The organism is Sneathiella sedimenti (assembly GCF_017313765.1).
Lineage (GTDB): Bacteria > Pseudomonadota > Alphaproteobacteria > Sneathiellales > Sneathiellaceae > Sneathiella > Sneathiella sedimenti.
In genome coordinates, this window is record NZ_JAFLNC010000002.1 from 68171 (window position 1) to 92055 (window position 23885).

General features: G+C 53.3%; 30 protein-coding genes. 8 read left to right on the forward strand and 22 right to left on the reverse strand.

Features of this window, described 5'->3' with window-relative positions; translation table 11 throughout:
* Position 1 precedes the first annotated feature (1 nt).
* The 13 genes from J0X12_RS05465 to lgt all read right to left on the reverse strand — a co-directional run bounded on the left by J0X12_RS05465 (position 2) and on the right by lgt (position 10359).
* Entirely contained in the window at positions 2–658 is a 657-nt protein-coding gene (locus J0X12_RS05465) for a dienelactone hydrolase family protein (protein ID WP_207043074.1), read from the reverse strand.
* Positions 659–668: 10 nt separating this feature from the next.
* On the reverse strand, positions 669–1136 hold the full coding sequence (locus J0X12_RS05470) for an NfeD family protein (RefSeq protein ID WP_207043082.1): 468 nt from the start codon (positions 1134–1136) through the stop codon (positions 669–671).
* 5 nt (positions 1137–1141) lie between these two features.
* The gene (locus J0X12_RS05475) at positions 1142–2122 is read right to left on the reverse strand and encodes an SPFH domain-containing protein (protein WP_207043083.1); all 981 of its coding nucleotides are present in this window, start codon (positions 2120–2122) and stop codon (positions 1142–1144) included.
* Positions 2123–2230: 108 nt separating this feature from the next.
* Positions 2231–2680, reverse strand: coding sequence for a MaoC family dehydratase (locus J0X12_RS05480; RefSeq protein ID WP_207043084.1), 450 nt, complete (start codon positions 2678–2680; stop codon positions 2231–2233).
* On the reverse strand, positions 2677–3144 hold the full coding sequence (locus J0X12_RS05485; RefSeq protein WP_207043085.1) for a MaoC family dehydratase: 468 nt from the start codon (positions 3142–3144) through the stop codon (positions 2677–2679). Before J0X12_RS05485 ends, J0X12_RS05480 begins: the two co-directional genes overlap by 4 nt.
* Positions 3145–3215: 71 nt before the next feature.
* Positions 3216–4313, reverse strand: coding sequence for a redox-regulated ATPase YchF (ychF, locus tag J0X12_RS05490; protein ID WP_207043086.1), 1098 nt, complete (start codon positions 4311–4313; stop codon positions 3216–3218).
* A 2-nt stretch (positions 4314–4315) separates the two neighbouring features.
* Complete coding sequence (pth, locus tag J0X12_RS05495) at positions 4316–4921, reverse strand: aminoacyl-tRNA hydrolase (RefSeq protein ID WP_207043087.1); 606 nt, start codon at positions 4919–4921, stop codon at positions 4316–4318.
* A 13-nt stretch (positions 4922–4934) separates the two neighbouring features.
* The gene (locus J0X12_RS05500) at positions 4935–5600 is read right to left on the reverse strand and encodes a 50S ribosomal protein L25/general stress protein Ctc (protein WP_207043088.1); all 666 of its coding nucleotides are present in this window, start codon (positions 5598–5600) and stop codon (positions 4935–4937) included.
* A 96-nt stretch (positions 5601–5696) separates the two neighbouring features.
* Complete coding sequence (locus tag J0X12_RS05505) at positions 5697–6632, reverse strand: ribose-phosphate pyrophosphokinase (RefSeq protein ID WP_207043089.1); 936 nt, start codon at positions 6630–6632, stop codon at positions 5697–5699.
* Positions 6633–6792: 160 nt separating this feature from the next.
* On the reverse strand, positions 6793–7644 hold the full coding sequence (locus tag J0X12_RS05510) for a hypothetical protein (protein ID WP_207043091.1): 852 nt from the start codon (positions 7642–7644) through the stop codon (positions 6793–6795).
* A gap of 78 nt (positions 7645–7722) precedes the next feature.
* Positions 7723–8487, reverse strand: coding sequence for a peptidoglycan editing factor PgeF (pgeF, locus tag J0X12_RS05515; RefSeq protein ID WP_207043094.1), 765 nt, complete (start codon positions 8485–8487; stop codon positions 7723–7725).
* A gap of 1 nt (position 8488) precedes the next feature.
* Positions 8489–9553, reverse strand: a complete 1065-nt coding sequence (locus J0X12_RS05520) for a class I SAM-dependent methyltransferase (protein WP_207043103.1) — start codon at positions 9551–9553, stop codon at positions 8489–8491.
* On the reverse strand, positions 9550–10359 hold the full coding sequence (lgt, locus tag J0X12_RS05525; protein ID WP_207043105.1) for a prolipoprotein diacylglyceryl transferase: 810 nt from the start codon (positions 10357–10359) through the stop codon (positions 9550–9552). Before lgt ends, J0X12_RS05520 begins: the two co-directional genes overlap by 4 nt.
* 114 nt (positions 10360–10473) lie before the next feature.
* On the opposite strand from lgt, the gene J0X12_RS05530 reads away from it, so the two are divergent.
* From J0X12_RS05530 to J0X12_RS05555, 6 genes are all read left to right on the forward strand, one after another.
* Complete coding sequence (locus J0X12_RS05530; RefSeq protein ID WP_207043107.1) at positions 10474–10788, forward strand: accessory factor UbiK family protein; 315 nt, start codon at positions 10474–10476, stop codon at positions 10786–10788.
* A 227-nt stretch (positions 10789–11015) separates the two neighbouring features.
* Positions 11016–11522 carry a type III secretion system chaperone family protein gene (locus tag J0X12_RS05535; RefSeq protein ID WP_207043109.1) on the forward strand — a complete coding sequence of 169 codons (507 nt, stop codon included), beginning with the start codon at positions 11016–11018 and terminating at the stop codon, positions 11520–11522.
* 2 nt (positions 11523–11524) lie between these two features.
* Positions 11525–12337: a pyrroline-5-carboxylate reductase gene (gene proC / locus J0X12_RS05540; protein ID WP_207043111.1), complete on the forward strand. Its 813-nt coding sequence runs from the start codon at positions 11525–11527 to the stop codon at positions 12335–12337.
* An 82-nt stretch (positions 12338–12419) separates the two neighbouring features.
* The gene (locus tag J0X12_RS05545; RefSeq protein ID WP_207043113.1) at positions 12420–12848 is read left to right on the forward strand and encodes a hypothetical protein; all 429 of its coding nucleotides are present in this window, start codon (positions 12420–12422) and stop codon (positions 12846–12848) included.
* A 52-nt stretch (positions 12849–12900) separates the two neighbouring features.
* Positions 12901–13242 (forward strand): tRNA-binding protein, encoded by a 342-nt coding sequence (locus J0X12_RS05550; RefSeq protein ID WP_207043115.1) that lies wholly within the window; start codon positions 12901–12903, stop codon positions 13240–13242.
* Positions 13243–13266: 24 nt separating this feature from the next.
* A complete protein-coding gene (locus tag J0X12_RS05555) occupies positions 13267–13605 on the forward strand; it encodes a hypothetical protein (protein WP_207043117.1) in 339 nt (112 codons plus the stop codon).
* A gap of 7 nt (positions 13606–13612) precedes the next feature.
* Here the strand turns inward: J0X12_RS05555 and J0X12_RS05560 are convergent, their stop codons facing one another.
* From J0X12_RS05560 to J0X12_RS05570, 3 genes are read right to left on the reverse strand one after another with little or no spacing between them, the layout of a single operon-like run.
* Positions 13613–14980 (reverse strand): ATP-binding protein, encoded by a 1368-nt coding sequence (locus tag J0X12_RS05560; RefSeq protein ID WP_207043119.1) that lies wholly within the window; start codon positions 14978–14980, stop codon positions 13613–13615.
* Positions 14968–15654, reverse strand: a complete 687-nt coding sequence (locus J0X12_RS05565) for a response regulator (protein ID WP_237688025.1) — start codon at positions 15652–15654, stop codon at positions 14968–14970. Before J0X12_RS05565 ends, J0X12_RS05560 begins: the two co-directional genes overlap by 13 nt.
* 23 nt (positions 15655–15677) lie before the next feature.
* A complete protein-coding gene (locus tag J0X12_RS05570; RefSeq protein WP_207043121.1) occupies positions 15678–16172 on the reverse strand; it encodes a MarR family winged helix-turn-helix transcriptional regulator in 495 nt (164 codons plus the stop codon).
* Positions 16173–16277: 105 nt separating this feature from the next.
* Here J0X12_RS05570 and J0X12_RS05575 point away from each other — a divergent pair, with 105 nt between their 5' ends.
* Together J0X12_RS05575 and J0X12_RS05580 are read left to right on the forward strand one after the other, a co-directional pair.
* Positions 16278–17162 (forward strand): branched-chain amino acid aminotransferase, encoded by an 885-nt coding sequence (locus J0X12_RS05575; protein ID WP_207043123.1) that lies wholly within the window; start codon positions 16278–16280, stop codon positions 17160–17162.
* 142 nt (positions 17163–17304) lie between these two features.
* On the forward strand, positions 17305–18585 hold the full coding sequence (locus tag J0X12_RS05580; protein WP_207043124.1) for a tetratricopeptide repeat protein: 1281 nt from the start codon (positions 17305–17307) through the stop codon (positions 18583–18585).
* Between the two features lie 25 nt (positions 18586–18610).
* Here the strand turns inward: J0X12_RS05580 and moaE are convergent, their stop codons facing one another.
* From moaE to uvrC, 6 genes are all read right to left on the reverse strand, one after another.
* Positions 18611–19069 (reverse strand): molybdopterin synthase catalytic subunit MoaE, encoded by a 459-nt coding sequence (gene moaE / locus J0X12_RS05585; protein WP_207043126.1) that lies wholly within the window; start codon positions 19067–19069, stop codon positions 18611–18613.
* Between the two features lies 1 nt (position 19070).
* Entirely contained in the window at positions 19071–19322 is a 252-nt protein-coding gene (gene moaD, locus J0X12_RS05590) for a molybdopterin converting factor subunit 1 (RefSeq protein WP_207043128.1), read from the reverse strand.
* Positions 19319–20575 (reverse strand): molybdopterin molybdotransferase MoeA, encoded by a 1257-nt coding sequence (gene moeA / locus J0X12_RS05595; RefSeq protein WP_207043129.1) that lies wholly within the window; start codon positions 20573–20575, stop codon positions 19319–19321. Before moeA ends, moaD begins: the two co-directional genes overlap by 4 nt.
* Positions 20559–21080, reverse strand: coding sequence for a molybdopterin-guanine dinucleotide biosynthesis protein B (mobB, locus tag J0X12_RS05600; RefSeq protein WP_207043130.1), 522 nt, complete (start codon positions 21078–21080; stop codon positions 20559–20561). The genes moeA and mobB overlap by 17 nt, the downstream gene beginning before the upstream one ends.
* 25 nt (positions 21081–21105) lie before the next feature.
* Positions 21106–21669, reverse strand: a complete 564-nt coding sequence (gene pgsA / locus J0X12_RS05605) for a CDP-diacylglycerol--glycerol-3-phosphate 3-phosphatidyltransferase (protein ID WP_207043131.1) — start codon at positions 21667–21669, stop codon at positions 21106–21108.
* 72 nt (positions 21670–21741) lie between these two features.
* On the reverse strand, positions 21742–23655 hold the full coding sequence (gene uvrC, locus J0X12_RS05610; RefSeq protein ID WP_207043132.1) for an excinuclease ABC subunit UvrC: 1914 nt from the start codon (positions 23653–23655) through the stop codon (positions 21742–21744).
* Positions 23656–23885: the final 230 nt, after the last annotated feature.

The window sequence follows — 23885 nt, forward strand, 5'->3', positions numbered from 1 at the left end:
ATCACGCCAGGAATTCAAGTGTGCGGTCAAGGGCGAGCTTGGCGGACGTCGCGTCATAGCTTGCACGATGATCGCAATTAAATCCGTGGCCGGCGGAATAGACATAGACGGGTATATCTGGCCGTTTCGCCTTTACCTCCTCGACAGCGGACATCGGGATTGACGCGTCCGCATCCCCGAAATGCAGAATGATAGGCACCTTCGGTTCTTCCTCGATAGTTTGAGGAATCTGTCCGCCATAGTAGCCTACTGCCCTGTTGATAGAGGAGAGGCGACAAGCAGCAAGGTAGGAGAGGCTGCCACCCCAACAATACCCGATCACGGCGGTATCACCGGCATCTGCTATGGCCTTTGCGGCCGCATCCACATCGGCAAGCGCATCGTCTTGGGTGACCTGCTTCATATATCCGAGACCCTGCTGAATATCGGACTGCTCGTAACCAAGGGTGATATTCGGGGCAACCCGGTCGAAGAGGGCAGGGGCTATCGCGACATAGCCCAGCTTGGCGTAACCGTCGCAGACCTCCTTGATGTGGCTGTTGACGCCAAATATCTCTTGCAGGATTACCACGCCGCCCTTTGGCTTGCCTGTTGGAATGACCTTATAGGCAGAACATTTATGGCCATCTGCGGCGGTCAGCTCAATTATTTCACCCATGATATCTCCGTTAGTTTTTTGTGACAGGCTCAACAATAAGAAGGGTCCCATCCACACCGGTTACGTTAACCACCTGTCCGGCCTCCATATCCGGCCCCTCAACTGACCACTGGGTGTCGTCCACATGGATTTTACCCCGGCCATTCTGAATGGGTTCTGTTAGGGTAAAATGACGACCGACATACTGGACGCCGCGTTGGTTGAGCGTAATGTTATCTTCAACGCCAGGGTGTTTCTTCAGGAACAGCCGCGAAACGGCGATGCTGCCGATGGCGATGACCGCGAAAAGTATCCATTGATACTCCCATCGCATATCTGGAACAATCCAGGCGATAACGCCAACGACGCCCGCGGATATCCCAAGCCAGAGGAAGATTGTACTGGGCGCAAATACCTCCAGGATAACAAGCACCAGACCGAGTATCCACCAGGACCAGAACTCAAGGCTACCAAGCCATGTTATGATTTGTTCCAGCATTATCTTTACTCAACCGTCGGGACAGAACCACTTGAACGGCGTGATCCGTTTCCGTCACTGTCCTTGCCAAAGACTTCTTTCGCAATGGCTCCGATCCCGCCGAGCGACCCGATCAGCGCGCTTGCCTCCATTGGCATAAGGACAACTTTTGAATTACGGGCCATGCCGATTTCTTTCATTGCTTCCGTATATTTCTGGGCAATAAAGTAATTGATCGATTGGATATCGCCTGCCGCGATCGCTTCAGATACATCATGGGTTGCCTTGGCTTCAGCCTCGGCCAGGCGCTCGCGGGCTTCAGCATCACGGAACGCTGCCTCTCTCCTGCCTTCCGCCTCCAGAATTGCGGCTTTCTTTTCTCCTTCCGCTTTCAGGATTTCTGACTGACGCACGCCTTCGGCTTCCAGAATAACAGCGCGTTTCAGGCGCTCTGCCTTCATCTGTCGTCCCATCGCCTCAACAAGGTCAATCGGCGGCGTGATGTCTTTGATTTCAACACGGGTAACCTTAAGGCCCCAGGGTGTGGATGCCTGGTCAATGACATTGAGAAGGCGAACGTTAATTGCATCGCGCTGACTCAGGGCTTCATCGAGGTCCATTGAGCCCAATACTGTTCTGAGGTTGGTTTGCGCCAAATTCTGAATAGCGCGCTCCAGGTCCCGAACTTCATAGGCGGACTTTGCCGCATCCAGAACCTGATAGAAAAGGACACCATCGACCTGCACCATAGCGTTATCACGGGAAATAACTTCTTGAGTCGGAATATCCAGAACCTGCTCCATCATATTGATCCTGCCGCCAATACGATCGATGAAAGGGAGGATGAGGCCAAGGCCCGGGTGCAGGCTTCGGGTATAACGGCCAAAGCGCTCAATGGTATATTGATAGCCTTGCGGGACGATGGTGACGCCCATAAAGACGATGACAATGGCCAGCAGAACCAGAACGACAACGAATATCGCGAAGCCAGACAAGAAAAAATCCATTTCACTACCCCTTGGATTGCCGGATTAATAACAGGCTTGTCGGACTATATAATGTAAAGTCGTTAGGCCTAAGTTAAAAATCCACCGGGCAGCGAAATCTGGGCGGCTTTATTCGGGCCGTGTCTTCACCATACCGATGGATTTCATGCTGAGGACGACGTCGTCATTCTGATTGTATAGCTTAACATCAGCGCGAACTATCCCCATGTCGGGCCGGGATTCGGACCTTCTGGTCTCGATGACGGTAGATTTATAGTAGAGGCTATCACCAGGCCGGACAGGCCGGATCCAACGCAAATCATCGAAACCCGGTGAACCGAGGCCAGCGCGATTATTCGTCATATTGTCAACGAGGAGTCGCATCAAGTTAGACCCGGTATGCCAGCCTGAAGCGATCAAGCCACCGTAGATGCTCTTTTTTGCGGCTTCTTCATCAAGGTGAAAAGGCTGCGGGTCATATTTACGGGCGAAGTCAATAATTTCCTCTTTCGTGACAGTCCTGCTATGCGAGGTTGTTTCGTCGCCAACAGCAATATCCTCGAAATAAATCTTGGTCATTGGGAGGCCTCCGTCGCGGAGTTTTCTGGATTTCGAAGGAACATGCCGCTCGAAATCATGGTCATCTTGGTATCGCCCTTCTGATTAAGGACGGTATGGGAAAATTTGACAAACCCGAGTTCCGGGCGACTTTTCGGCAGGCTGCGGTCAAGCACCTCCGCTTTTACATAAAGGGTTTCGCCGGGACGGACGGGCTGCTTCCAGCGAAGCTGCTCTATCCCCGGGGATCCCATGGAGGCGGAGTCGATGAGGTAGTTATCCACCATCATCCTCATGCACATCGAGCCTGTGTGCCATCCGCTGGCAATTAGGCCACCGAAAAAGTGCTCTTTTGCAGCCTCTTTATCAATGTGAAAAGATTGCGGATCGAACTCGGTCGCGAATTCTATGACTTCTTCTTCGGTCACTTCATATCCGCCGAATTCCATCACCATTCCGACGGTAAAATCTTCCCAGTATCGCATTGCTTTTTCACCTTCTGATCTTGTCACGATCGGTCATGCATTTATTGCTTCTTCAAGGTTTGGGGATGTTCCTAATTGGCAAATCTGAAATGTAGGACATCGCCATCGACGACGATATATTCCTTCCCCTCGAGCCGCATGAGGCCAGCTTCCTTCGCGCCACTTTCGCCGCCATGCTCCACATAGGCAGAATAAGCGATGGTTTCCGCGCGAATAAAGCCTTTTTCAAAATCCGTATGAATAACACCTGCCGCTTGCGGCGCCTTTGTCCCCTTAGTTAGCGTCCAGGCCCGGCATTCCTTCGGCCCGACCGTGAAATAGGTTATCAGGTCAAGTAATTCATAGCCCGCCCGAATAATACGGCCGAGGCCGGTTTCACTCAGTCCGAGATCCGAGAGAAATTCAGCTCGCTCTTCGGCGTCAAGCTGCGCCACTTCCGCCTCAATTGCCGCCGAGATCACGACGGTTCCCGCCTGTTCCGTAGCCGCCTTTTCGGCAACCTTGTCTGAGTAGGCGTTGCCCGTTGCGGCGCTTCCTTCATCAACATTGCAAACATAGAGAACCGGCTTCTGTGTCAGCAGTTGCAGACCACGGAACGGCTTTACCTCGTCATCGGAAAGCTCGACCATTCTGGCCGGATTACCCTCCCGCAAGGCCGCCAGCGCACGATCGATCAGTTCCGCCTGCTTTTTAGCCTCCTTGTCGCCGCCCCGGATTTTCTTGACCAGCGCTTCCGTGCGTTTCTCAAGACTTTCCAGATCGGCCAGCATCAACTCGGTCTCGATTGTTTCAATGTCAGAGAGCGGATCTATCTTGCCGTCTACGTGGGTAATGTCGTCATCCTCGAAGCAACGGACTACCTGGATAATGGCGTCCACCTCGCGAATATGCGCTAGAAATTTATTTCCGAGACCTTCCCCGCTTGCCGCACCGCGTACAAGCCCGGCGATATCGACGAAGGTCAGCTGTGTCGGGATTATTTCCTTAGACTTCGCGAGCCCGGCTAATTTCACCAGCCGATCGTCGGGGACGGGAACCTGACCAAGGTTCGGCTCAATCGTGCAGAAGGGATAGTTCTCTGCTGCGGCCTGAGCCGTTTGAGTGAGGGCATTGAACAGGGTTGACTTGCCGACATTGGGAAGGCCAACAATTCCACATTTAAACCCCATACTCAGTTTCCTTCTTTTTTATCCGCGCGTTCTTTTTTCGGCGGCGCGATGTCGAGGGCAATCTTGTTCATAAAGCTTGATGTATCTCCGCTCACGATGAGTTCCGTGTGACGTGCGATACTGTCGGTGATCTTTTCCACAACGGGCAATTCAGCCTTTGCAAAATCCTTGAGAACATGGCCGGAGACCAGGTGTTTTTCACCCGGGTGACCCACGCCTAGCCGAACTCTGCAAAAATCCGCGCCCATATGATCGATGATGGAACGAATGCCGTTATTTCCGCCATGCCCGCCGCCCGTTTTCACCCGGACTTTGCCAAGCGGTAAATCCAGCTCGTCATGGAAGACGATGATTTTCTCGAGAGGAATTTTGTAAAACCGCGCCGCTTCGCCGACGGATTGTCCGGACAGATTCATGTAGGTCGTGGGTTTTAGCGCAAGAATTTTCGTTCCGCCAATATTTCCCTCAGCGACCAGTCCCTGAAATCGAACGCGTTCCGGCATAAAGGAATGGCGGCGGACAATCTCATCCACCGCCATATATCCAAAATTATGCCGGTTGCCTGCATATCCCTTACCGGGATTCCCAAGGCCAACCAGCAAAATCATCATACCATCCCGATTAGTCTTCGGAAGACTCGGCTTCTTCGCCTGTATCCTCAGCATCTGCGTCGGCTTCACCGGCTTCTGCGCCTTCTTCCTCATCAGACGGTTCTGGCTCTACAGTCGGTGCGGCGATCGTTGCAATCGTGAAATCGCGATCCGTAATCGTCGGCTGCGTTCCCGCAGGCAGAGTTACCTCGGAAATATGAACACTGTCACCAATGTCAAAGTTCAGAAGGTCAATCTCAAGCGCTTCCGGTATATTGCCTGCCGGCACCATCATTTCAACTTCATGACGAACGATGTTCAGAACACCGCCGCGTTTCAGGCCAACGCATTCTTCTTCATTGAGGAAGCGAACGGCAACCATGACGGCAATCTGAGATTTGGCGGAAACGCGGAGGAAGTCCACGTGGACCGGCGTATCCTTGATCGGGTGAAGTTGCATGTCACGAGGCAGCACATTGTGCTTGGTCGATCCGACCTGCACGGTGAAGACTGTTGACAGGAAGCCACCGTGATTGATGGTCTTCACCAGTTCTTTAGTTTCCAGGGAAATGGAAATAGGGTCTTTTTTGTCACCATAGATGACGGCGGGTGTCCGTCCGTCACGACGCAATGCCCGAGAGGTCCCCTTTCCGACCCGGTCACGCGTTTCTGCAATTAGTACTGCATTTTCGCTCATTGTATATCTCCTACGTAACGAGCAACACCGGGACAAACCCGGTGCTAAAATGACGCGTGCCTCCAGGGGTGCCCGCGCCGCTGAATGCCTGATCGATTAGTCGAACAGGCTGGAAACTGACGTTTCCTTCGAAATTCTGTACATCGCTTCGCCAATCAGCGGAGCGACGGAAATCTGCCGCATCTTTTTGGACGCGCGGAACGCTTCCGTCTCCATGATGCTGTCGGTTGTAACCATCTCGTCCAGAGCAGAGTCGTTAATACGCGCAATCGCGCCTCCCGACAGGACACCATGGGTCACATAACCGGAAACACTTTTTGCGCCTTTTTCCATGAGTGCTTTGGCAGCATTGCAGAGCGTTCCAGCACTATCGACAATATCATCAACCAGGATGCACCGCTGATTCTTGACATCACCGATAATATTCATCACTTCAGATACACCCGCTTTTTCCCGGCGCTTATCCACGATTGCAAGGTCTGCGTCAAGTCTTTTGGCGTAGGCGCGGGCCCGAACAACACCGCCGACATCGGGAGAGACAATGGTGATATCGCTTCCTTTGCCGTAATGTTTCTCGATATCCGGAACGATTACCGGAGCAGAGAAGAGGTTATCAGTTGGAATATCAAAGAAACCCTGGATTTGCCCGGCGTGCAGATCCATGGTGAGAACCCTGTCCGCACCTGCGGTTGTAATGAGATTGGCGACCAGCTTCGCAGAGATGGGAGTCCGTGGTCCCGGCTTCCTGTCTTGCCGAGCATACCCAAAATAGGGCAGGACGGCCGTGATTCGCGATGCAGATGCTCTTTTCAGCGCATCAATGCAGACCAGGAGCTCCATCAAATGGTCGTTCGCGGGAAAAGAGGTCGGCTGAACCACGAAGACATCCTCGCCGCGCACATTTTCATGAATTTCAACAAAGACTTCCATGTCCGAAAATCGTCGAACATCTGCATCTGTGAGGGGGAGCTTCAGGTAGCCTGTAATGGCTTCCGCCAAAGGTCGATTGCCATTTCCCGAAAGCACTTTCATAGGGGCGGTCCTTTAGTCAGTAGAGGGCTTTTTCCAGTTAAAACACACTGCCCCTCGCGCGAAAATGAACGAGTTGGCGTCGGCGGGCGGAACTTACCAAGGGCCTCAAGTCCTGTAAACGCTTTAAACGCTCTTTTTTAACGGAAATTGAAAAATAACGTCATGATTTTGACTTAAAATAGTCTGGCTCACTTTTTTTCAGGAGGTCATAGACACCCCCGGCGCCTCCGCGGGCCGCCAGACGGGCAACATCGCCCCAAGCGCCGTTTAATGATCCGGCCCTGATTCTGTTGCGTTGCCGGATCTGGCCGACCTGTTCACCGTTGCGTCGTTCCAGGCTCCAGACAAGCTCGATGACCTGTGTCTCAAACTTGGGAGGTGTGATTTCTGCGCGCCCGCGGACAATAAAGTTCGCACCGGTTTCTGTCGGCAAAACATCAAGGCCCAGCCGGACAAGCTCATCCTGAATTGCCGCCGCCAGACTTTCGGAACCATCTCCGGGGGCGCCTTCAACAATCGGAACGAAGATAACGGGCTTGTTAAGGGTGGCGAAATTAATGCCATCACCGCCAAGCAGCTTGTCAATGTCGCTGGCAGATTTGATCGCGAGCATTTCAATTGTTTCCGGTGTTATATCCGCCGGATTTTCCGTCCCGGAAAGCTTTTCGAGAGTATAGAGGCCGGTATCGCGCTTTTGTGGGTCGAAAATCGCCCAGTTAAGATAGCGGCCGTCTTGCGTTTCTATAATGTTTCCCTGGACATAATAACGGTTCGGCACTGCGGTGCCGGGGAAGGCGGCAATGCCAAGTTCCTGCAGTTTCGTCGCAATAGCTTTCTCAATGCCCGCGGGACCGTCTTTTATCGGTTCTACATATAATGCTGCGCGGGGGCCGGGTGCAGCTCGCCAGGAAGACTTGGCTTCTGGTTGAAACGGCCGCTCCAGCGGCTGACAGCCGACAAGAACAATCGCCCATATCAACATCAAGGCCTTAATGACGAAACTATATCGCACAGGTTGCAAGCACTCCCAGCAGACAAATCACGATAAAGATGACCATATACGGCATTTTACCCTTCTTTCACAAGTGCGTTAGCTGTTCAGGGCGATGGCAGAAAGCTGCCGACCGTAATCAGCTTCCCCTCTTTTTACCATACGCCGGTAGCTGAAAAACAGGTCTTCCTCTGTGCAGGTGTCATTCCCGAGCAGGTCAATGCCGCCGATCTCAAGCTTCTCAAGTTCTGCCTTCACGAACCCGGTCAGATCAAACATGTGCCGCCCGGGAGTATCAGAGGGAACAAAAAACTTTCTTGCGGCAGCATCGCGCTTGAGAAAAGGTTCGGGGAATTCAGGGCCGACTTCATACGACTTCTGGGCGATTGCCGGACCGATCGCGGCCCGGATATTTTGTTTTCTCGCGCCGAGACTCGTCATTATATCAATCACAGATGCGCTGATATTGCCAAGTGCGCCCTTCCATCCAGAGTGTGCAGCGCCGATCACAGCATTTTCAGTATCCGCAAACAGGACCGGTACGCAATCCGCGGTTAAGATGCCAAGCGCAAGCCCGGGAACATTCGTCACCATGGCATCCGCCTTCGGCCGTGTGGCAAAGTCTGTTTGGTCCTCAATGACGAGGACCTCGGTACTATGAATCTGGTAAACAGTTCTCAGGGCATCAGCCGGTTTGCCGATCATGGCCATGGCCCGCGACCGGTTTTCGTTCACATGTGCCGGATCGTCCTGCGAGCCAGGTCCGCAATTGAGACCCCTGTAAAGCCCTTCGGATACGCCACCGTCCCGCGTAAAGAAACCATGTGCAAGAGAGTCATCTTCCAAAATACGGCTTTTCAGCATGTTAGCTCCCGAACCCTTCTGTTGAGGCGGACATATTATGGGATAAAGCCATGACTTTGAAAAGCGTTCCCATTTCGGACGCACTGGTCAGGCGGCGAAGCTGTGCGTCGAGCTTTTTCTTCTGCGCGTCGTCAGCCTTTTGGCGGAGCATGTGATGACGGGCCTCTATGCCGAGACGCTCCAGAAAACGTCCCTGTGACGTTGGGCCCTGAATCGTGATGCCTTGGGTAGCCGCAATTTTCTTTAAAATTGCAAACTTGACATGGGCTGTCAAATCCGCTTCGCCGGGGTTGTTTAAGGGATCAACATGTCCATGACCTTTGACTGCTTGAAAACTATCGCCAAGGATTGTGTCGGCAGCGCCATAATCAACTATCAGTGCCGCACCGCCATTCACGGAGAGAAGCTTGCTCAGTCGCCCAATGATTTCTTCACCGTCCGGGCAGGTCTCCAGAATATCGCCATCTGCGCAGGCGGGCACAAGGTCGAGAGACGTTGTCTCCGGTGACAGGGAAAAGGCGAATCCGTTATCGGCCGTTGATACGAGGCGTTCACGCCAGACGCCGTCCTGGTAGCAATATTGATGTATGGGAAGAGCGTCAAAAAACTCATTGGCAATCAAAATGATCGGCATGTCCTCAAGATCGGGGAACGTGTCATGCCAACAAACTTCATGATCAGATAAAGAGGTTGCCTGTTTAGCTCTTAGGCGAGGACTGTTTTCGACCAGCTGAATTTGTGCCGCCGCTAAAAAGGCGGGCGCGACGCGGGCGCTTCTCAATATATCCGCCATCAGGGTACCGTTGCCGGGACCGAGCTCCACCAAATTGAATTTGGCCGGGCTGCCAAGCTTGATCCAGGCATCGACCGCCCATAAACCGATGAGTTCGCCAAACATCTGGCTTATCTCTGGCGCGGTAATGAAATCACCCTGTTCCCCGAACGGCTCCTGTCGGGAATAATATCCGAACTCCGGATGGCTCAGCGACAGTTTCATGAAGTCGTAAAGCGAAATCGAGCCGGACTTCTCAATCATTGCCGCCAGGGTCTTACCTAGTTTGTTCATACGGCTTTGCGGGACGGGCGGAGCATGAAATACAGGCCAACAATCAGAATCGGCAGGGAAAGCAGCTGGCCCATCGTCAACCCGCCGATGAGGAAACCAAGGTAGGCATCCGGTTCACGGAAGAACTCGACGATGCTGCGGGCTATTGCGTATCCCGCGAAGAAGAGACCCATAATGAAGCCTGGCTTTTCCGCGTAGCGGGTCTTGCGGAAAACAAGCAGGATTACGAATAACACCGCTCCTTCAAGGATTGCTTCATATAGCTGGCTGGGGTGACGGGGCAAATCGCCACCGCCCGGGAAAATCATCCCCCAGGGGGCGTCCGTGGTCCGGCCATAAAGTTCGCCATTGATAAAATTGGCGATCCGCCCGAAGAAAAGCCCAACCGGCACAACCGTCGCCAAAAGGTCCCCGAACTCCAAAATAACAATTTTTTGAAAACGGCAATAAAGTATCGTTGCCAGGACGACGCCCAGAAAACCGCCATGAAACGACATGCCGCCCTGCCAGACCATGAAAATTTCCGCAGGGTTACTGATATAATAGTCCGGTTTGTAAAACAGGACGTAGCCAAGGCGCCCGCCAAGAATAACGCCCAGGGTCGCCCAGATCAGGAAATCATCAACCTGCTTCGAGGAAATGCGCGAATTCTCCGACCCGGCAAGCCGCATCATAAGGCGCCAGCCGATGATCAGGCCAGCAACGTAGGCGAGGGCGTACCAGCGTATGGCAAATGGCCCAATCTGAAAGATGACGGGGTCGATTTCGGGAAACGCGATCGCCGAGAAAAGGGTCGATAATATCATGCGGGCTACTATATAAAGTTCTTTAAAACATTCGCAAGCAAATCAAGGCAAAGAGGTTGCTTTCACCTCTGGCTGTCGCCATTATGGCTCTAGTAACTACAAGGATCCAACGCGATGCAGACGAACTCACGGCTTTTTGATGATCTGGCCCGCCTTGCGACAGGCGCTCTCGGAACAGCCCAGGGCGTAAAAACAGAGTGGGAAAACCTCTTTCACCAACGTATGGAACGCTTCATCAGCGAAATGGATCTTGTCCCGCGGGAGGAGTTTGACGCCGTCAAGGCAATGGCCACTCTGGCGCGGGAAGAAAACGACGCGTTAAAGGAGCGCCTTGCTGCGCTTGAGAAAAAGCTTGAAGATCTGACCAAGGCGCCCCGAACCCGCAAGGCGGCACCAGCGAAAGCTAAATCGAGCCCATCTGAAAAGTAGGTATTCAAGCGGCAGGAAACTGCAATTAACCCACATTTATCCACAAGAAATATACCCCTCAGGCATATTCTTTGTTGCGCCGCAACTCAAGGCAGACTACGCTAGATTTATGGTGCTGTGAAACTTGTAGCACCATATATGGCCTGTAGTAGATTTCCTTACCGGCTGAGCTTTGAGGTCAGCAACAGGGCGCCAGCCGGCGGGATGGTTCTGAAAGGAATGCCTCCATGACGTCCTTGTACCTCACGCGCGAAGAACTCGAAGATTCAAATCCCCTCGATCTCATAGAAAGTATCATCGCCGACAACGATTGGTCGTTTGATCGTCAGGGCAACAATGAACTTACTGTCGGTGTGGAGGGGAGCTGGTGCCAGTATCATCTCTGGTTTTCCTGGCGGTCTGATCTTCGGGCCATACATTTCTCCTGCGCCTATGACGTCAAGATACCTGAACGGCAATATGGATCTGTTTATGAACTGTTGGCGCGTGTGAATGAGCGTATGCCGGTTGGTCACTTTGACACCTGGCGGGAAGAGGGGATGATCCTGTTCCGTCATTCGTTGTTGCTAAGCGGTGCCTGTGTTGTCACAAACGAGCAAATTCAGACACTTGTCGAGATCGGTATGAGTGAGCTCGAAAAATTCTATCCAGCAATCCAGTTTTGTCTATGGGGCGGGAAAACCCCCGAAGACGCCATCGAGGCGGCAATGTTTGAAACGATGGGAGAGGCGTAAGAATGACCCTTTCCCTGTTGCTTGTCGGTTCCGGCAAGATGGGGCAGGCGATGCTGGGTGGCTGGATCGAGAACAAGATCGATCCGGCCAATATCATTGTCGTTGATCCTGATCTAAAGAACTTGAAAGTCGCGTCAGAACTTGGCTGCCGGGGCATCAGGGCTGCGTCCGAAATCCCGGGAGATTTTGAACCCGATGTCGTGGTCCTTGCCGTCAAGCCCCAGATAATATCGGATGTTCTGCCGACATTTCGGGCGTTTGCCGAAAAGGGCAGTCTGGTTGTGTCGATCGCGGCGGGAACTAGGATAGCGACGTTTGAGGCGACGTTTGGTGAAACAGCTGCCGTTATCCGGGCGATGCCAAATACGCCTGCTGCTGTTCATCAGGGGATGATTGTCTGTTGTCCCAATGAGAATGTCTCTGAGGCGCAGAGGGCACATTGTGATCGCCTTATGCAGGCCATAGGATCCGTTGCCTGGATTGACGATGAAGCATTGATGGATGCGGTAACCGGTCTTTCTGGATCGGGACCTGCCTATGTTTTCTACATGATCGAGGCGATGACCGCCGCTGGTGTAAAGGCGGGCTTGCCCGAGCCTCTGGCTGTCCAGCTTGCACAGGAGACCGTAGCCGGGGCAGGGGCTCTTGCGCGCCAATCCGGGGAGACCGCCGCCCAGCTTCGCAAGAATGTGACGAGCCCGAATGGCACGACGGCAGCGGGACTGGAAATACTGATGAACGAAAAGAGCGGTCTTGCTCCTCTACTGGAAAAGACGGTTGCGGCGGCTACCGCCAGGTCCAAAGAACTGGGGTAAATGGTTCAGTATTTAATTTATACTCTTTAAAGTTGCATTAAGTATATTATATACCTTCTATTCTCTCGAGGAGGATAGAGCCATGAACGATAAAACTGATTCCCAACAGTCAGATGCACCCACGGTTGCTGGAGGGCTGATTATTCCTGACCTCAGCGCAATCACAACAATGCAGAATGACAATATGCAGAAGATGACAGCAGCCGTGCAGGCCGCTTCCCAAGGGCTGCAGGACATCGTCGCAGCGCAACGCACGACCTTGCAACAGACGATCGGGAATTTGCAGAAGTCGCTTAACAGTTCTGTCGGTACGGCGAAGATAGGGCAGGACGCTACGCCGGATATACAGCCCGAGATCGACAACCTTAATCTAACTGTTGATAATTTGAGCAAGGCAGCGGATACGCTGACATCTTCGACCAGCAAGTCTTTCGATGCCATCAACAAGTCAATGGAGCAATCGCTCGCAACGATCGAGCAGGTAGCCCAAAAATTTTCTTCCGGTGGATGATTTTCCCGTCTATTTGCAATAGCATCTTTGAAACCAAGGAGATGCGACGAACATGTCAGAACTGATTACTTTTGATGATTTCATGAAAGTGGATATTCGGGTGGGAAAAGTGCTGGAGGCGACAGAGTTTCCGGAGGCACGCAAACCCGCCTATAAGTTAAAGATCGATTTTGGGGATGAGATAGGCATCCGGAAAAGCTCGGCACAGATAACGGTTCTCTACAATCCGGAAGAACTTGTAGGCCGCCGGGTGATGGCAGTGGTGAATTTTCCACCGCGGCAAATCGGCCCTTTCATGTCGGAGGTACTGGTATTGGGGTTCAGTGATGAGGAAGGGAATATCTCTCTTGCGGCCCCTGATCACGACGTTCCTGTCGGGGGCCGACTTCACTGATTTGAGAAACCTTGGTATGTACAGATGGCAGATGAAAATAATGACGAGATGCCGGTCCCGCCGGATCTGACATCGCTGTTTCAGCAACAGACACAACAGATAAACGAGGCTTGTGAGAATGCGAGCCAGGCTTTTGCCGTGTTTAAATCCCGCGATTCAGCCGTCGCCAGCCTGACACAAAGCCTGAACAGTGAAGTCAACGAGGTTTTTATGATGGCGGCGGCCGCAAAAACACCGCAGCTTGCCATGGCCACCATACCGCCAGTCCTTGCCCTCGCCAACATGACGTTTGCGAAAGTGCCGGTCACCGACCAGAAAACGGTCAGTGAAATTCAGCAGGCTTTTGCCCCTTTTGGGAAATAATTTTGCCCTAAAGCGGCAGTCGGATCTCAATCCGCAATCCCCCAACAGGAGAGTCGCCGAGTGAAATCTGTCCACCATGTCCATGGATGACATCACGGGCGATTGTCATTCCAAGGCCGCTACCGCCGGTTTCCATGTTGCGGGACGGGTCGAGGCGAAAGAACGGCCGGAACACATCTTTTCGTTTCTTTTCCGGGATGCCCGGGCCGTCATCATCAATGAGGATGATCATTTCCGTATCGCTCGCCTTGACGGTGATCCATATCTCCGTTGCGTAGCGCGCCGCATTGCTTATCAGGTTCGTAATGCAACGCTTGAAACTGCTGGGCCTTATTTCGGCGTGAAGGTTCTTTGGTGCTTCCAGTGATACAGCGGTCCCTTGGCGGCGCGCATTCATGACGGTATCCTGAAAAAGCTCCGTTATATTCGTTTCCTCAACCGCCTCGGCTTCTTGTCCGCGCGCAAAGGCCAGATATCCCTCGACCATTTTTTCCATATCGGCGACATCGCCTTCAAGACTGGCCTTGCTTTCATCGCTTTCCGGCATCATGGCGAGTTGCAGTTTCATGCGGGTCAGCGGTGTGCGTAGGTCATGACTTACGCCCGCGAGCATTTCTGTCCGCTGGGTAATCTGGCGAAGGATCCGATGTTTCATAACGTGAAAGGCGCGGGAGGCGGAGCGGATCTCCTGCGCGCCGCTCGGCTTGAAGTCTTCAACAAACTGCCCTTTACCGAATTGCTCCGCGGCGGTCGCCAATTGGCGGATCGGGCGCATCTGGTTGCGCAGGAAGAGGAGCGCGACTCCCAGCAGGACGAGGGAAATCGCGACCATCCACATCACAAATATATATGTCGTCGTGGAAAACAGCCGTTTGTCGCGAACGATAACCTGCAAAACCCCGTCCGGAAGCTGGATCAGGAGAATAACGGATTCGAGTTTCTTGTTGGTTGAAATATTAAAGGGTCGGGCGGGCAGGCTTTCCTTTAGCGCATTCACGAGATGGCTTTCCAGAAATCCATAGTTTTGTTGTTTGTCGCTGCCTTCTGGAAGCTGCGCACCCTCCTCGATACTCACGGCGAGGCGCATTTGCCCGCGCGCGATGTTCAGGATATCCGCCTCTGCCGTCGCACCGGGAAACCTATCGCGGAGAGAAATGACCGCCGCCACATCACCGGCAACGCCTTGAGCAAGGCGCCGCGCGACGTCATCCCAATGACGTTCATAAAAAATATAGGTGACCAGGATTTGTAGCAGCAGGATTGGCAATACAACGATCAGGATCGACCGGCCGAAAAGCGTCCGGGGCATCAGGTTCTTGATAAAACCCGCGGTGATCTGGTGGTAAATTTCCCGTATTATGGTTAGTCCGCCCATAAAACATATCCTTCGCCGCGCACGGTTTGTAGATGTCTGGGAGATTTCGGATCCTCTTCAATCTTCCGACGAAGACGCGTGATTTGGACATCGACAGCCCGGCCCTGGCTGCCGCTGGATACAGATAGGTCTTCACGGCTTATCGGAACGCCCGGCATCGCCGCGAGCGATTTCAAAAGGAGGGATTCACCGGACGTCAGATTGATGACCTTGCCATCCTTCAGCAATTCGCCGCGCTCCAGGTTGAAGGTAAAGGCCCCAAACTGCAACTCCTTCAGCTTTTCAGTTTTTGATCGCCGGAGAATGGCGTCAATACGCAGCAAAAGCTCCCGTGGTTCGAAGGGTTTGCTGAGATAGTCATCCACGCCGACTTCCAGCCCGAGAATGCGATCGTCCGCGTCCCCCATTGCCGTCAGCATCAATATGGGCATTTCCCGGCTCACACCCGAGCTTGCACGCATGCGGCGCACGAGGTCGAGACCATCGCCGCCCGGCATCATGCGGTCGAGTACGATCAGGTCAAAGAAAAACCCGATCATTTTTTCCTCGGCGGTTTCGGCGCTGGTCGCCGTTGAAATGCGGTACCCATTATCCATAAGATACTTTTTCAGGAGGGATAACAGCCGGGTATCGTCATCCACCACCAGAATATGAGGGGCGTTGTCCATCACCATGGGCTATCCGTTGCGCCTCTCTGTCATGTTTTCAATATCCGGTTCAACACTGTATCGCGATTTGTTTCGTCGATCAGGCCCGTAAGCACCTTTCGATAGCCGGCCACAGCTTCGCCTCCGGCCTCGCGAAAGGCATTGGCCACGAGTTCTCGCTGCACACGGCTTACTTTCTGCTCAAGCATCCGCCCTTCCTCTGTCAGATAGAGGCACCGTTGGCGCCGATCTTCCTCTCCTTGTCGCTGCTCAACAAATCCGCGTTTGATAAGATTGCTGAGAACGCGGTTCAGGCTTTGTTTCGTGATTCGCAATATATCGAGCAATTCTGACACCGTCATGCCCTCGTTGCGACCGACAAAGTGAATTACCCGGTGATGCGCCCGGCCAAAATTATAGTCTTTCAGGATCTCGTCTGGGCCCGCAGTGAAGTCGCGATAGGCAAAAAACAGGAGTTCTATCGCCTGGCGAAGCTCTTCCTCGCGAAGAAAAAGAGGATTATTTACCGATTTTACGTCAGTCATGTTGACATATATTTCTTATAATGTTACAAAATCACCATTCGATCCGACACAATCGAACTTATTTGTGGGAATATACGATATTATAATAACGCAAGGTGCTTCAAAATGGATACCTCCTCTTTTGCCGATCGTGATGGCTTTATCTGGTTGAATGGTAAACTCGTACCATGGCGGGATGCAAACATCCATGTCCTTACACATGGATTGCATTATGCCAGCAGTGTGTTTGAAGGGGAACGGGTCTATGAAGGCGAGATTTTCAAACTCGAAGAGCATACGGACCGCCTGATCGAATCCGCTCGCATTCTTGGCTTCACGCCGGAACAGACTGCAGAGGAAATCAACGAAGCATCGCGCCAAACAGTGTTGGCCAACAAGATTGTTGATGGATATGTCCGTCCGGTTGCCTGGCGGGGGTCTGAGATGATGGGCGTTTCTGCGCAAAACAATCGGATCAATCTGGCCATCGCAGCCTGGGTCTGGCCAAGCTATTTCTCACCCGAAGCCCGCATGAAAGGCATTCGGCTGAAACTGTCCAACTGGAAACGTCCGTCGCCCGAAACGATTCCGACAAAATCGAAGGCCGCTGGCCTTTACATGATTTGCACGCTCAGCAAGCACCAGGCGGAGGCCGAAGGTTTTGACGATGCGCTGATGCTTGACTATCGCGGCCGTATTGCCGAAGCGACGGGTGCAAATATCTTTTTTGTCAAAGGCGGCGAACTGCACACACCGACACCGGATTGCTTCCTGGACGGTATCACGCGGCGGACAGTAATCGATCTGGCAAAGGCACGAGGCATTAATGTTATTGAACGCGCGATCATGCCTGAGGAAATGGCTGATTTTGAGGAGTGCTTCCTCACGGGCACAGCGGCCGAGGTAACACCGGTCAGCAGCATCGACAAATATCAGTTTACGCCTGGTGATATCTGCGCACAGTTGATCAAGGACTATGATAGCTGCGTTCGCAGAAAAATTGCCGCATAATCCTGACAAAATAAGCTATACTGATTACCCGTCTTAACCATGTTAAGGCGGGTATTTTGATTTTTGCGTAATTTCGTCTAAAATGGCGCCAATATTCAGAGAAATTGATTAATCCGTAGAATTATCGGGGCACTAGATCATTATGAAGGCGACTCGTTTTTCACTGGCATTTGGGCTGGTTCTTCTCAACGCACAGGTTGTTCAGGCAAATTTTGAAAAAGGGCAGGAGGCCCTTGACCAGAATAATGCTTTGGCAGCGATTGAAGAATGGCAGCCGGTGGCAAAGCGCGGCGATGCGCGGGCGCAATTCGCACTGGGGCAAATTTTCGAAAAGGGAACCGAGGGAGTCGAGCCAGATCTGGTAGAGGCTTATACCTGGTTCAAGCTTGCCGCCGCACAGGGACATAAAGAGGCAGGTGAGACGATTGAACGGCTGCGCGCTATAATGTCTACGGATGACTTGCGCGATGCACAGGCGCGATCTTTTGCGGCGCTGGGATTCTGGTATCGCGATTTCACCGGTCAGGATGAAGCCGCTTTTCAGGAGGCTAAGGCGGCTGCAGTAGTACCTGAGCAATCGCCGTCTGTTACAGAGGAGACACTTGCCGAGCAACGGGCTGCCGCGCAGCGGGAGTTGATTGCACAACGCAAAGCGGAAGCGGAAGCGAAAGAGAAGGCGCTGGAAGAAAGTCGTCAAGCAGCCATCCTTGCGGCTCAGGTGGCGGCGGAAGAGGCAAAACGCCAGGCCGTAATCCGGGATAAAAAGATTGAAGAACAACGGAGCGCCATTGCTCAGAAGGACGCCCAGCAAAGCCAGTCCAGTCTTGATGAGGCAAAGGCCCGCCTTGCGGACCTGATGGCGAAACAGCAGGGCGGAGCTGCGGCGACAGGCGGATCCGCAATTGCAGCGCCAGTCGCGCTAGCGGCAACAGTTCCAAAGCCTGATGAGAAACCGCTGGCTCCTGAAACCAATATCGCCAGTACTCCTGTTTCTCCGGAGGCGACGGAGGTTATCGCCGCACCAAAAGTAACGCCAGCCCCACAGCAAGCGGCGCTTGCTGCGACTTCAGATGATGTTAAAAACCCGGTTACGGACAAGTCAGCGGAATCACCGCTAACGCAAACGAAGTTAGAGACTCTGACAGCGCTTAAATCGCTTGACGGGCTGAACAAGGAAGCGGTTGAGGAAATTTTCGAGCAGGCAAAAATTGCGGACCTGAACAATGCGGAAGCTCAATCCGAAATCGAGCGCTCGCTGGTTCGAATTGAGGCGCTGAAATGGTCACTTATTTCGGGCGCCAAGGGTGATAATGCCGCACCAAAACTGAACAAGGTTCTGATGTCCAAAATGTCACCGGTTCAGATCGCGGAGGCGAACCGCCTTGCGGGTGAATGGCTGATCGAAAGACAGAAGCAACTCTGATCCAAGAGGAAATTGTGCGTGTGACCTAGGCGTTGGTGGTCCAGCGTTTCGCGGCCTTCACATCGCTTTCGCGTTCCTTCACCCAGCTCGTGTCGCCATCTGCAGTCATTTCCTGTTTCCAGAATGGCGCTTTTGTCTTTAGCCAATCCATCAGAAAATGCGCCGCCTCGAACGCGTCATGGCGATGGGGGGACGCCGTAACCACCAGCACAATGGGTTCCCCGAGTGCCATCTCCCCATACCGGTGAATGATCAGGCTGGCTTGCAGGTCCCAGCGACTTCTCGCTTCTTTCTCAATCTTGGCAAGCTCCCGTTCCGTCATGCCGGGGTAATGCTCCAGACTGAGGCCGGTCACGTCATTTCCATCATTGATATCGCGGACAAGGCCAGTAAAGCTGACAACCGCGCCTATATCGGTCCGGCCGGTCGTCAGGGCCTCAATTTCCTCACCGATGTCGAAAATGTCGCGTTGGACACGGATCATGCTATCCTCCTGTCACCGGCGGAAAGAACGCTATTTCATCTTCTTTTCCAAGCGTGGTATTGCCGGTAATATACTCCTGATTTACCGCAATCCTGACGACCTCAAGGTCGCTGAAGACCTCCGCAAATGCCGGGCCGCGCGTTTTCATCCAGCGGACAAGACTGTCGGTATCACGGCAGTCCTCGGACCAGGAAATCGTCTCCTCCGTCATCTGCAATTTCGTTTTCAGCCAGGCAAAATAGAGAATTTTCATTTCATCAGCTCCGAATAGGGGAGAAATGTGACGAGATCCCCTTTCTCTATATAGGTGACATCATCCCCGATTTCGATCAAGCCATTTGCCCACACTGCGGACGAGAGAATGCCAGAGCCTTCTGTCGGGTATTTCTCCACTCTTCCGACACCGGTGCCAGAGAGACGATAGCGCCCCCGCAGCCATTCCGTCCGTCCGGGCTTCTTTTTCATGCCGAAATCCGCGGGAACCTTGAAGGAAAGGGGGGGCTCTAACGCAGCGCCGCTCAGGATTTTGATCAAAGGGCGGACAAACATTAAGGTGCAAACAAGGGCAGCGATAGGATTTCCAGGCAATCCGACAAAAGCGGTATTCCCGATCTGGCCAAGGGCCAGCGGTCGACCCGGCTTGATGGCAATACGCCAGAAATGCAAATGACCAATTTCACCAAGCGCCGATTTGACGTGATCCTCATCCCCCATGGAGACACCACCGGAAGTCAGCACCAGGTCATGGTCTCTTGCGGCGTTATCGAGGGCGGTACGGACAGTGTGAAGTCTGTCTTTGAGGATACCAAGATCAGTAACCGTGCATCCAAGCTTGGCTAGCAGACTGTTAAGGATCAATCGATTGCTGTCAAAGATGCTTGTAACGGAGCCCGGCTCCCCAGGGTTGGTCAATTCGTCCCCTGTAGAGAAAAGCGCCACCTTCAGTCGTCTGAAGACCTTCACTGAGCCCAGCCCGACTGAGGCAAGATAACCAAGTTCCTGTGGGCGAAGTGACGTGCCTTTTTCCAGAAGTACCTGGCCCTCCCGAATATCTTCTCCCATTTTGCGACAGTTTGCGCCGGTCTTCAGTCCGGCCGGCAGGATAACCTGATTTCCGTTTCGTGACACATCTTCTGCCATGGCGACGGTATCAAGCCCCTCCGGCATTATCGCGCCTGTGAGTATCTTGACAGCGGCATCGATCTCGGGCGTACCTACCCAGGGATGTCCCGCCTTGCTTTGCCCGACGATGTTGCGGGGCTTGTCAGGGGCTACTTCATAATCTGAGAATCGAAAGGCGTATCCATCAACGGCGGAGTTATCTGCTGGGGGCACATTGCGGGGGGCGATGATATCCTCTGCAAGGATACGGCCTTCGGACTCAAACAGGGTGACTTTCTCGGTGCGAACGATGGGCGCTGCGGCCGTCGAGATTTTTTCAAGCGCCTCTGTCGCGCTGATCATCTCTGATGCATTTGCAAAGCAATCGTTAGCCAGCCGTTCCATGAGCCGCCACCTCCAGATTGAAAAACTGAATAATAAACTCCGCGATGGCGTTTTCATCATTCAAGTCGAGAACAGGGACCGGTGTCATGAAAGAACGATCGGGCGTCGCGATCGCAATGATGCTGTTATCAGACGTGACTCTCGGCTCGGTACCACTTTCCGGGCGCCAGACCTCTATTTTTGGGAAATCCTCCGACTTGAATCCCTCGACCAGCAGAATATCAACGGGTGCCATCTTGGAGATGAGATCGTCAAGGCGTGCTTCTCCGCTGTCGTCGTTTTCATGCATCAGCGCCCAGCGGGTTGAAGACGAAATGAGCACTTCTGCGGCTCCGGCTTCCCGATGCCGATAGGAGTCCTTGCCCGGCCTGTCGATATCGAACTTGTGGTGGGCATGCTTGATTGTTGAAACCGTAAATCCTCGCGCGATCAGTGCCGGAATCAACCGGACAAGCAGGGTCGTCTTGCCGTTACCGCTCCAGCCTGAAATGCCAATTATATTCATGCGTCAATTGCCCAAATCCGCGTGATTATGAACCTTCTTCCATCATATGTTTCAGGCCGAGACGCAAATAGTCGTACCCGGTCCAAACCGTGAGGGATCCGGCGATCCAGAGTAAAACCTGGCCAACGAGAATGGCGTCGAACTGTCCCTCGACTGCCGGGCCGCCCAACAGGAAGCAGATCGCGAAAATCTGGGCAGTTGTTTTCCACTTCGCAAGTTTGCTGACCGGCATGCCGACACGCAGTTCCGCCAGATACTCACGCAATCCCGATACCAGAATTTCCCGGCATAAAATAATCGTCGCGGGAATTAGGTCCCATTCGCCAATGCGCCCGATCCCGACCAGAACGAGCAACACTGACGCAACAAGCAGTTTATCCGCGACAGGGTCCATAAACCGCCCCAAATTGGATGTTTGCCGATAGCGCCGCGCGAAATATCCGTCGAGGAAATCCGTTATCCCGGCCGCAATAAAAAGGCCAAGCGGCACCCAGCTTCCCAAATTTCCGGGCAGGTAAAGAGACGCCAGCAGCAGAGGAATGACAACGATACGAGAAAGTGTCAGTAAGTTAGGTAAGCTTGAGAGCATGGGTTATGTGACGCAGACGGCTGGTGAAAAAAACAGTATAGGCACCCGGCACGGTGAATTAAAGAGCAGAAATCAGCTTTCTTCATGGAAAAACTGATAGATGGTTTCCGCGGTCGTCCTGGAAATGCCTTCTACCGCCTGCAGATCGCTCAACGCGGCCTGTTCGACCCCTTTGGCGGAGCCAAACCGGTTGAGAAGGGCCTTCTTGCGTTTGGCGCCGATCCCGGGAATTTCATCCAGCGGAGAACGACCAATTGCGCGCGATCGTTTCGCCCGGTGCGTCGATATCGCGAAATGATGCACCTCGTCACGGAGCCTTTGCAGGAAATAGAGCGTAGGGTCCTTTTCGGGCAGGGAGAAGGGAGGTTTCCCGGTCATAAAGAACCGCTCCCGTCCGGCGTTCCGGTCAGGACCCTTGGCGATTCCGACCAGGGCGACATCAGTAACGCCAAGTTCATCAAATACCTCCTGCACGACGCTAAGCTGCCCCTGACCACCATCGATGAGGATCAGGTCCGGCCATTGTTCGCGCGATCCGGAAACGGAGGGGCCAGCCTTGTCCGGGTCCTCCTTTTGAAGGCGGGAGAACCGTCGCGTCAGGACTTCCCGCATCATGCCGTAGTCGTCCCCGGGCGCGAGGGCCGTGTTCTTGATATTGAACTTGCGGTAGGCCTTCTTCTCGAACCCTTCCGGTCCGGCGACCACCATCGCGCCAACAGAGTTCGTGCCTGAAATATGGCTGTTGTCATAGACCTCGATCCGTGAGGGCGGTTCCGCAAGCCCAAAGGCCGCCGCAACGCCCTCCAGATGTTTTCGCTGGGTCGCATTTTCCGCCATCCGTCGTGACAGTGCTCCCTTTGCATTCAGAAGCGCATGCTCGACCATTTCCCGCTTCGCACCCCGCTTGGGCGTTTCTATTTTGACGACGCGCTCAGAGGCGATTGACAAAGCCTCCCCGATAAGGTCGGCGTCCGGCAGCGAATGGCTTGTCCAGATACGCCGGGGCGCGCTGCGCCCATCGTAGAATTGGCCGATGAAAGCGCTCAGGACATCGGATGGATCGTCGTCCTTGTTGTGGGTCGGGTAGTGGGCGCGATTGCCGAAATTTTGCCCTGACCGGAGAAAAAATACCTGGACGCAGGTCTGCCCGCCCTCCTGATAGGCAGCGATGACATCGACCTCGTCGACACCCGGCAGGTTAATCGTCTGCTTCGACTGGATATGGGCCATTGCTTTCAACCGGTCGCGGAGGACAGCAGCTTGTTCGAAATCAAGCTTGTCGCTCGCGGTCTGCATCCGTCCTGCCAGTTTTTCCTGCAACATATGGCTCTTGCCCGACAGGAAGCTTCTCGCTTCGTCCACAACATCGAGATAATCCTCGGGGCTGATAAGTCCGACACAGGGTCCGGAGCAGCGCTTGATCTGATATTGCAGGCACGGGCGGGTGCGGTTCTGGAATTCCGAGTCCGAACAGGAGCGAAGCGGGAACAGCCGCTGAAACGTCGCCAAGGTTTCATTTACGGCGCCAGCGGATGCAAAGGGTCCGTAGTATTCGCCCTTGCGCGACCGCGCGCCGCGATGCTTGGTGATTTGCGGCCACTCGTGATCGCCGGTGATCAGGATATAGGGAAATGATTTGTCATCCCGCAGGATAATATTATAGCGCGGCTTCAGGTTCTTGATCAGGTTGGCTTCAAGAAGCAGCGCCTCGACCTCTGTATGTGTTGAGACAAATTCCATGGAGCGGGTAAGCGAGACCATGCGCATAATGCGTGTCGACTGGCCGGTCATCTTCACATAAGAGCTGACACGGTTTTTCAGGTTCTTGGCCTTGCCGACATAAAGAACCTGACCCGCGGAATCAATCATCCGGTAGACCCCCGGAGACGTCGGCAGGTTTTTTAGAAATCGCTCGATCACTGTTGCACCGCGGCGGAACGGTGATTCGCTATTGTTGTCGGTCGATTCTGGGCTTTGGTGCATCATTAATACTTATTGGTTCGCAAAAAGCAGTGATAGTTTAGTGGATGGACTTAAAACGATTTTCAGTAAAATACTCTAACCCCCTTATTCGTAAGAGACATTAGAGATCAAAAAAATCCCCTCTAATATTAGATGTTACAGTTTTTTTACACTATCCACGATTCCTGTGGAAAACTTTGTGAATAAGCCTCTGACTTACCGCTGCAGGGCATGGTAAACCTAGACTTTAACGA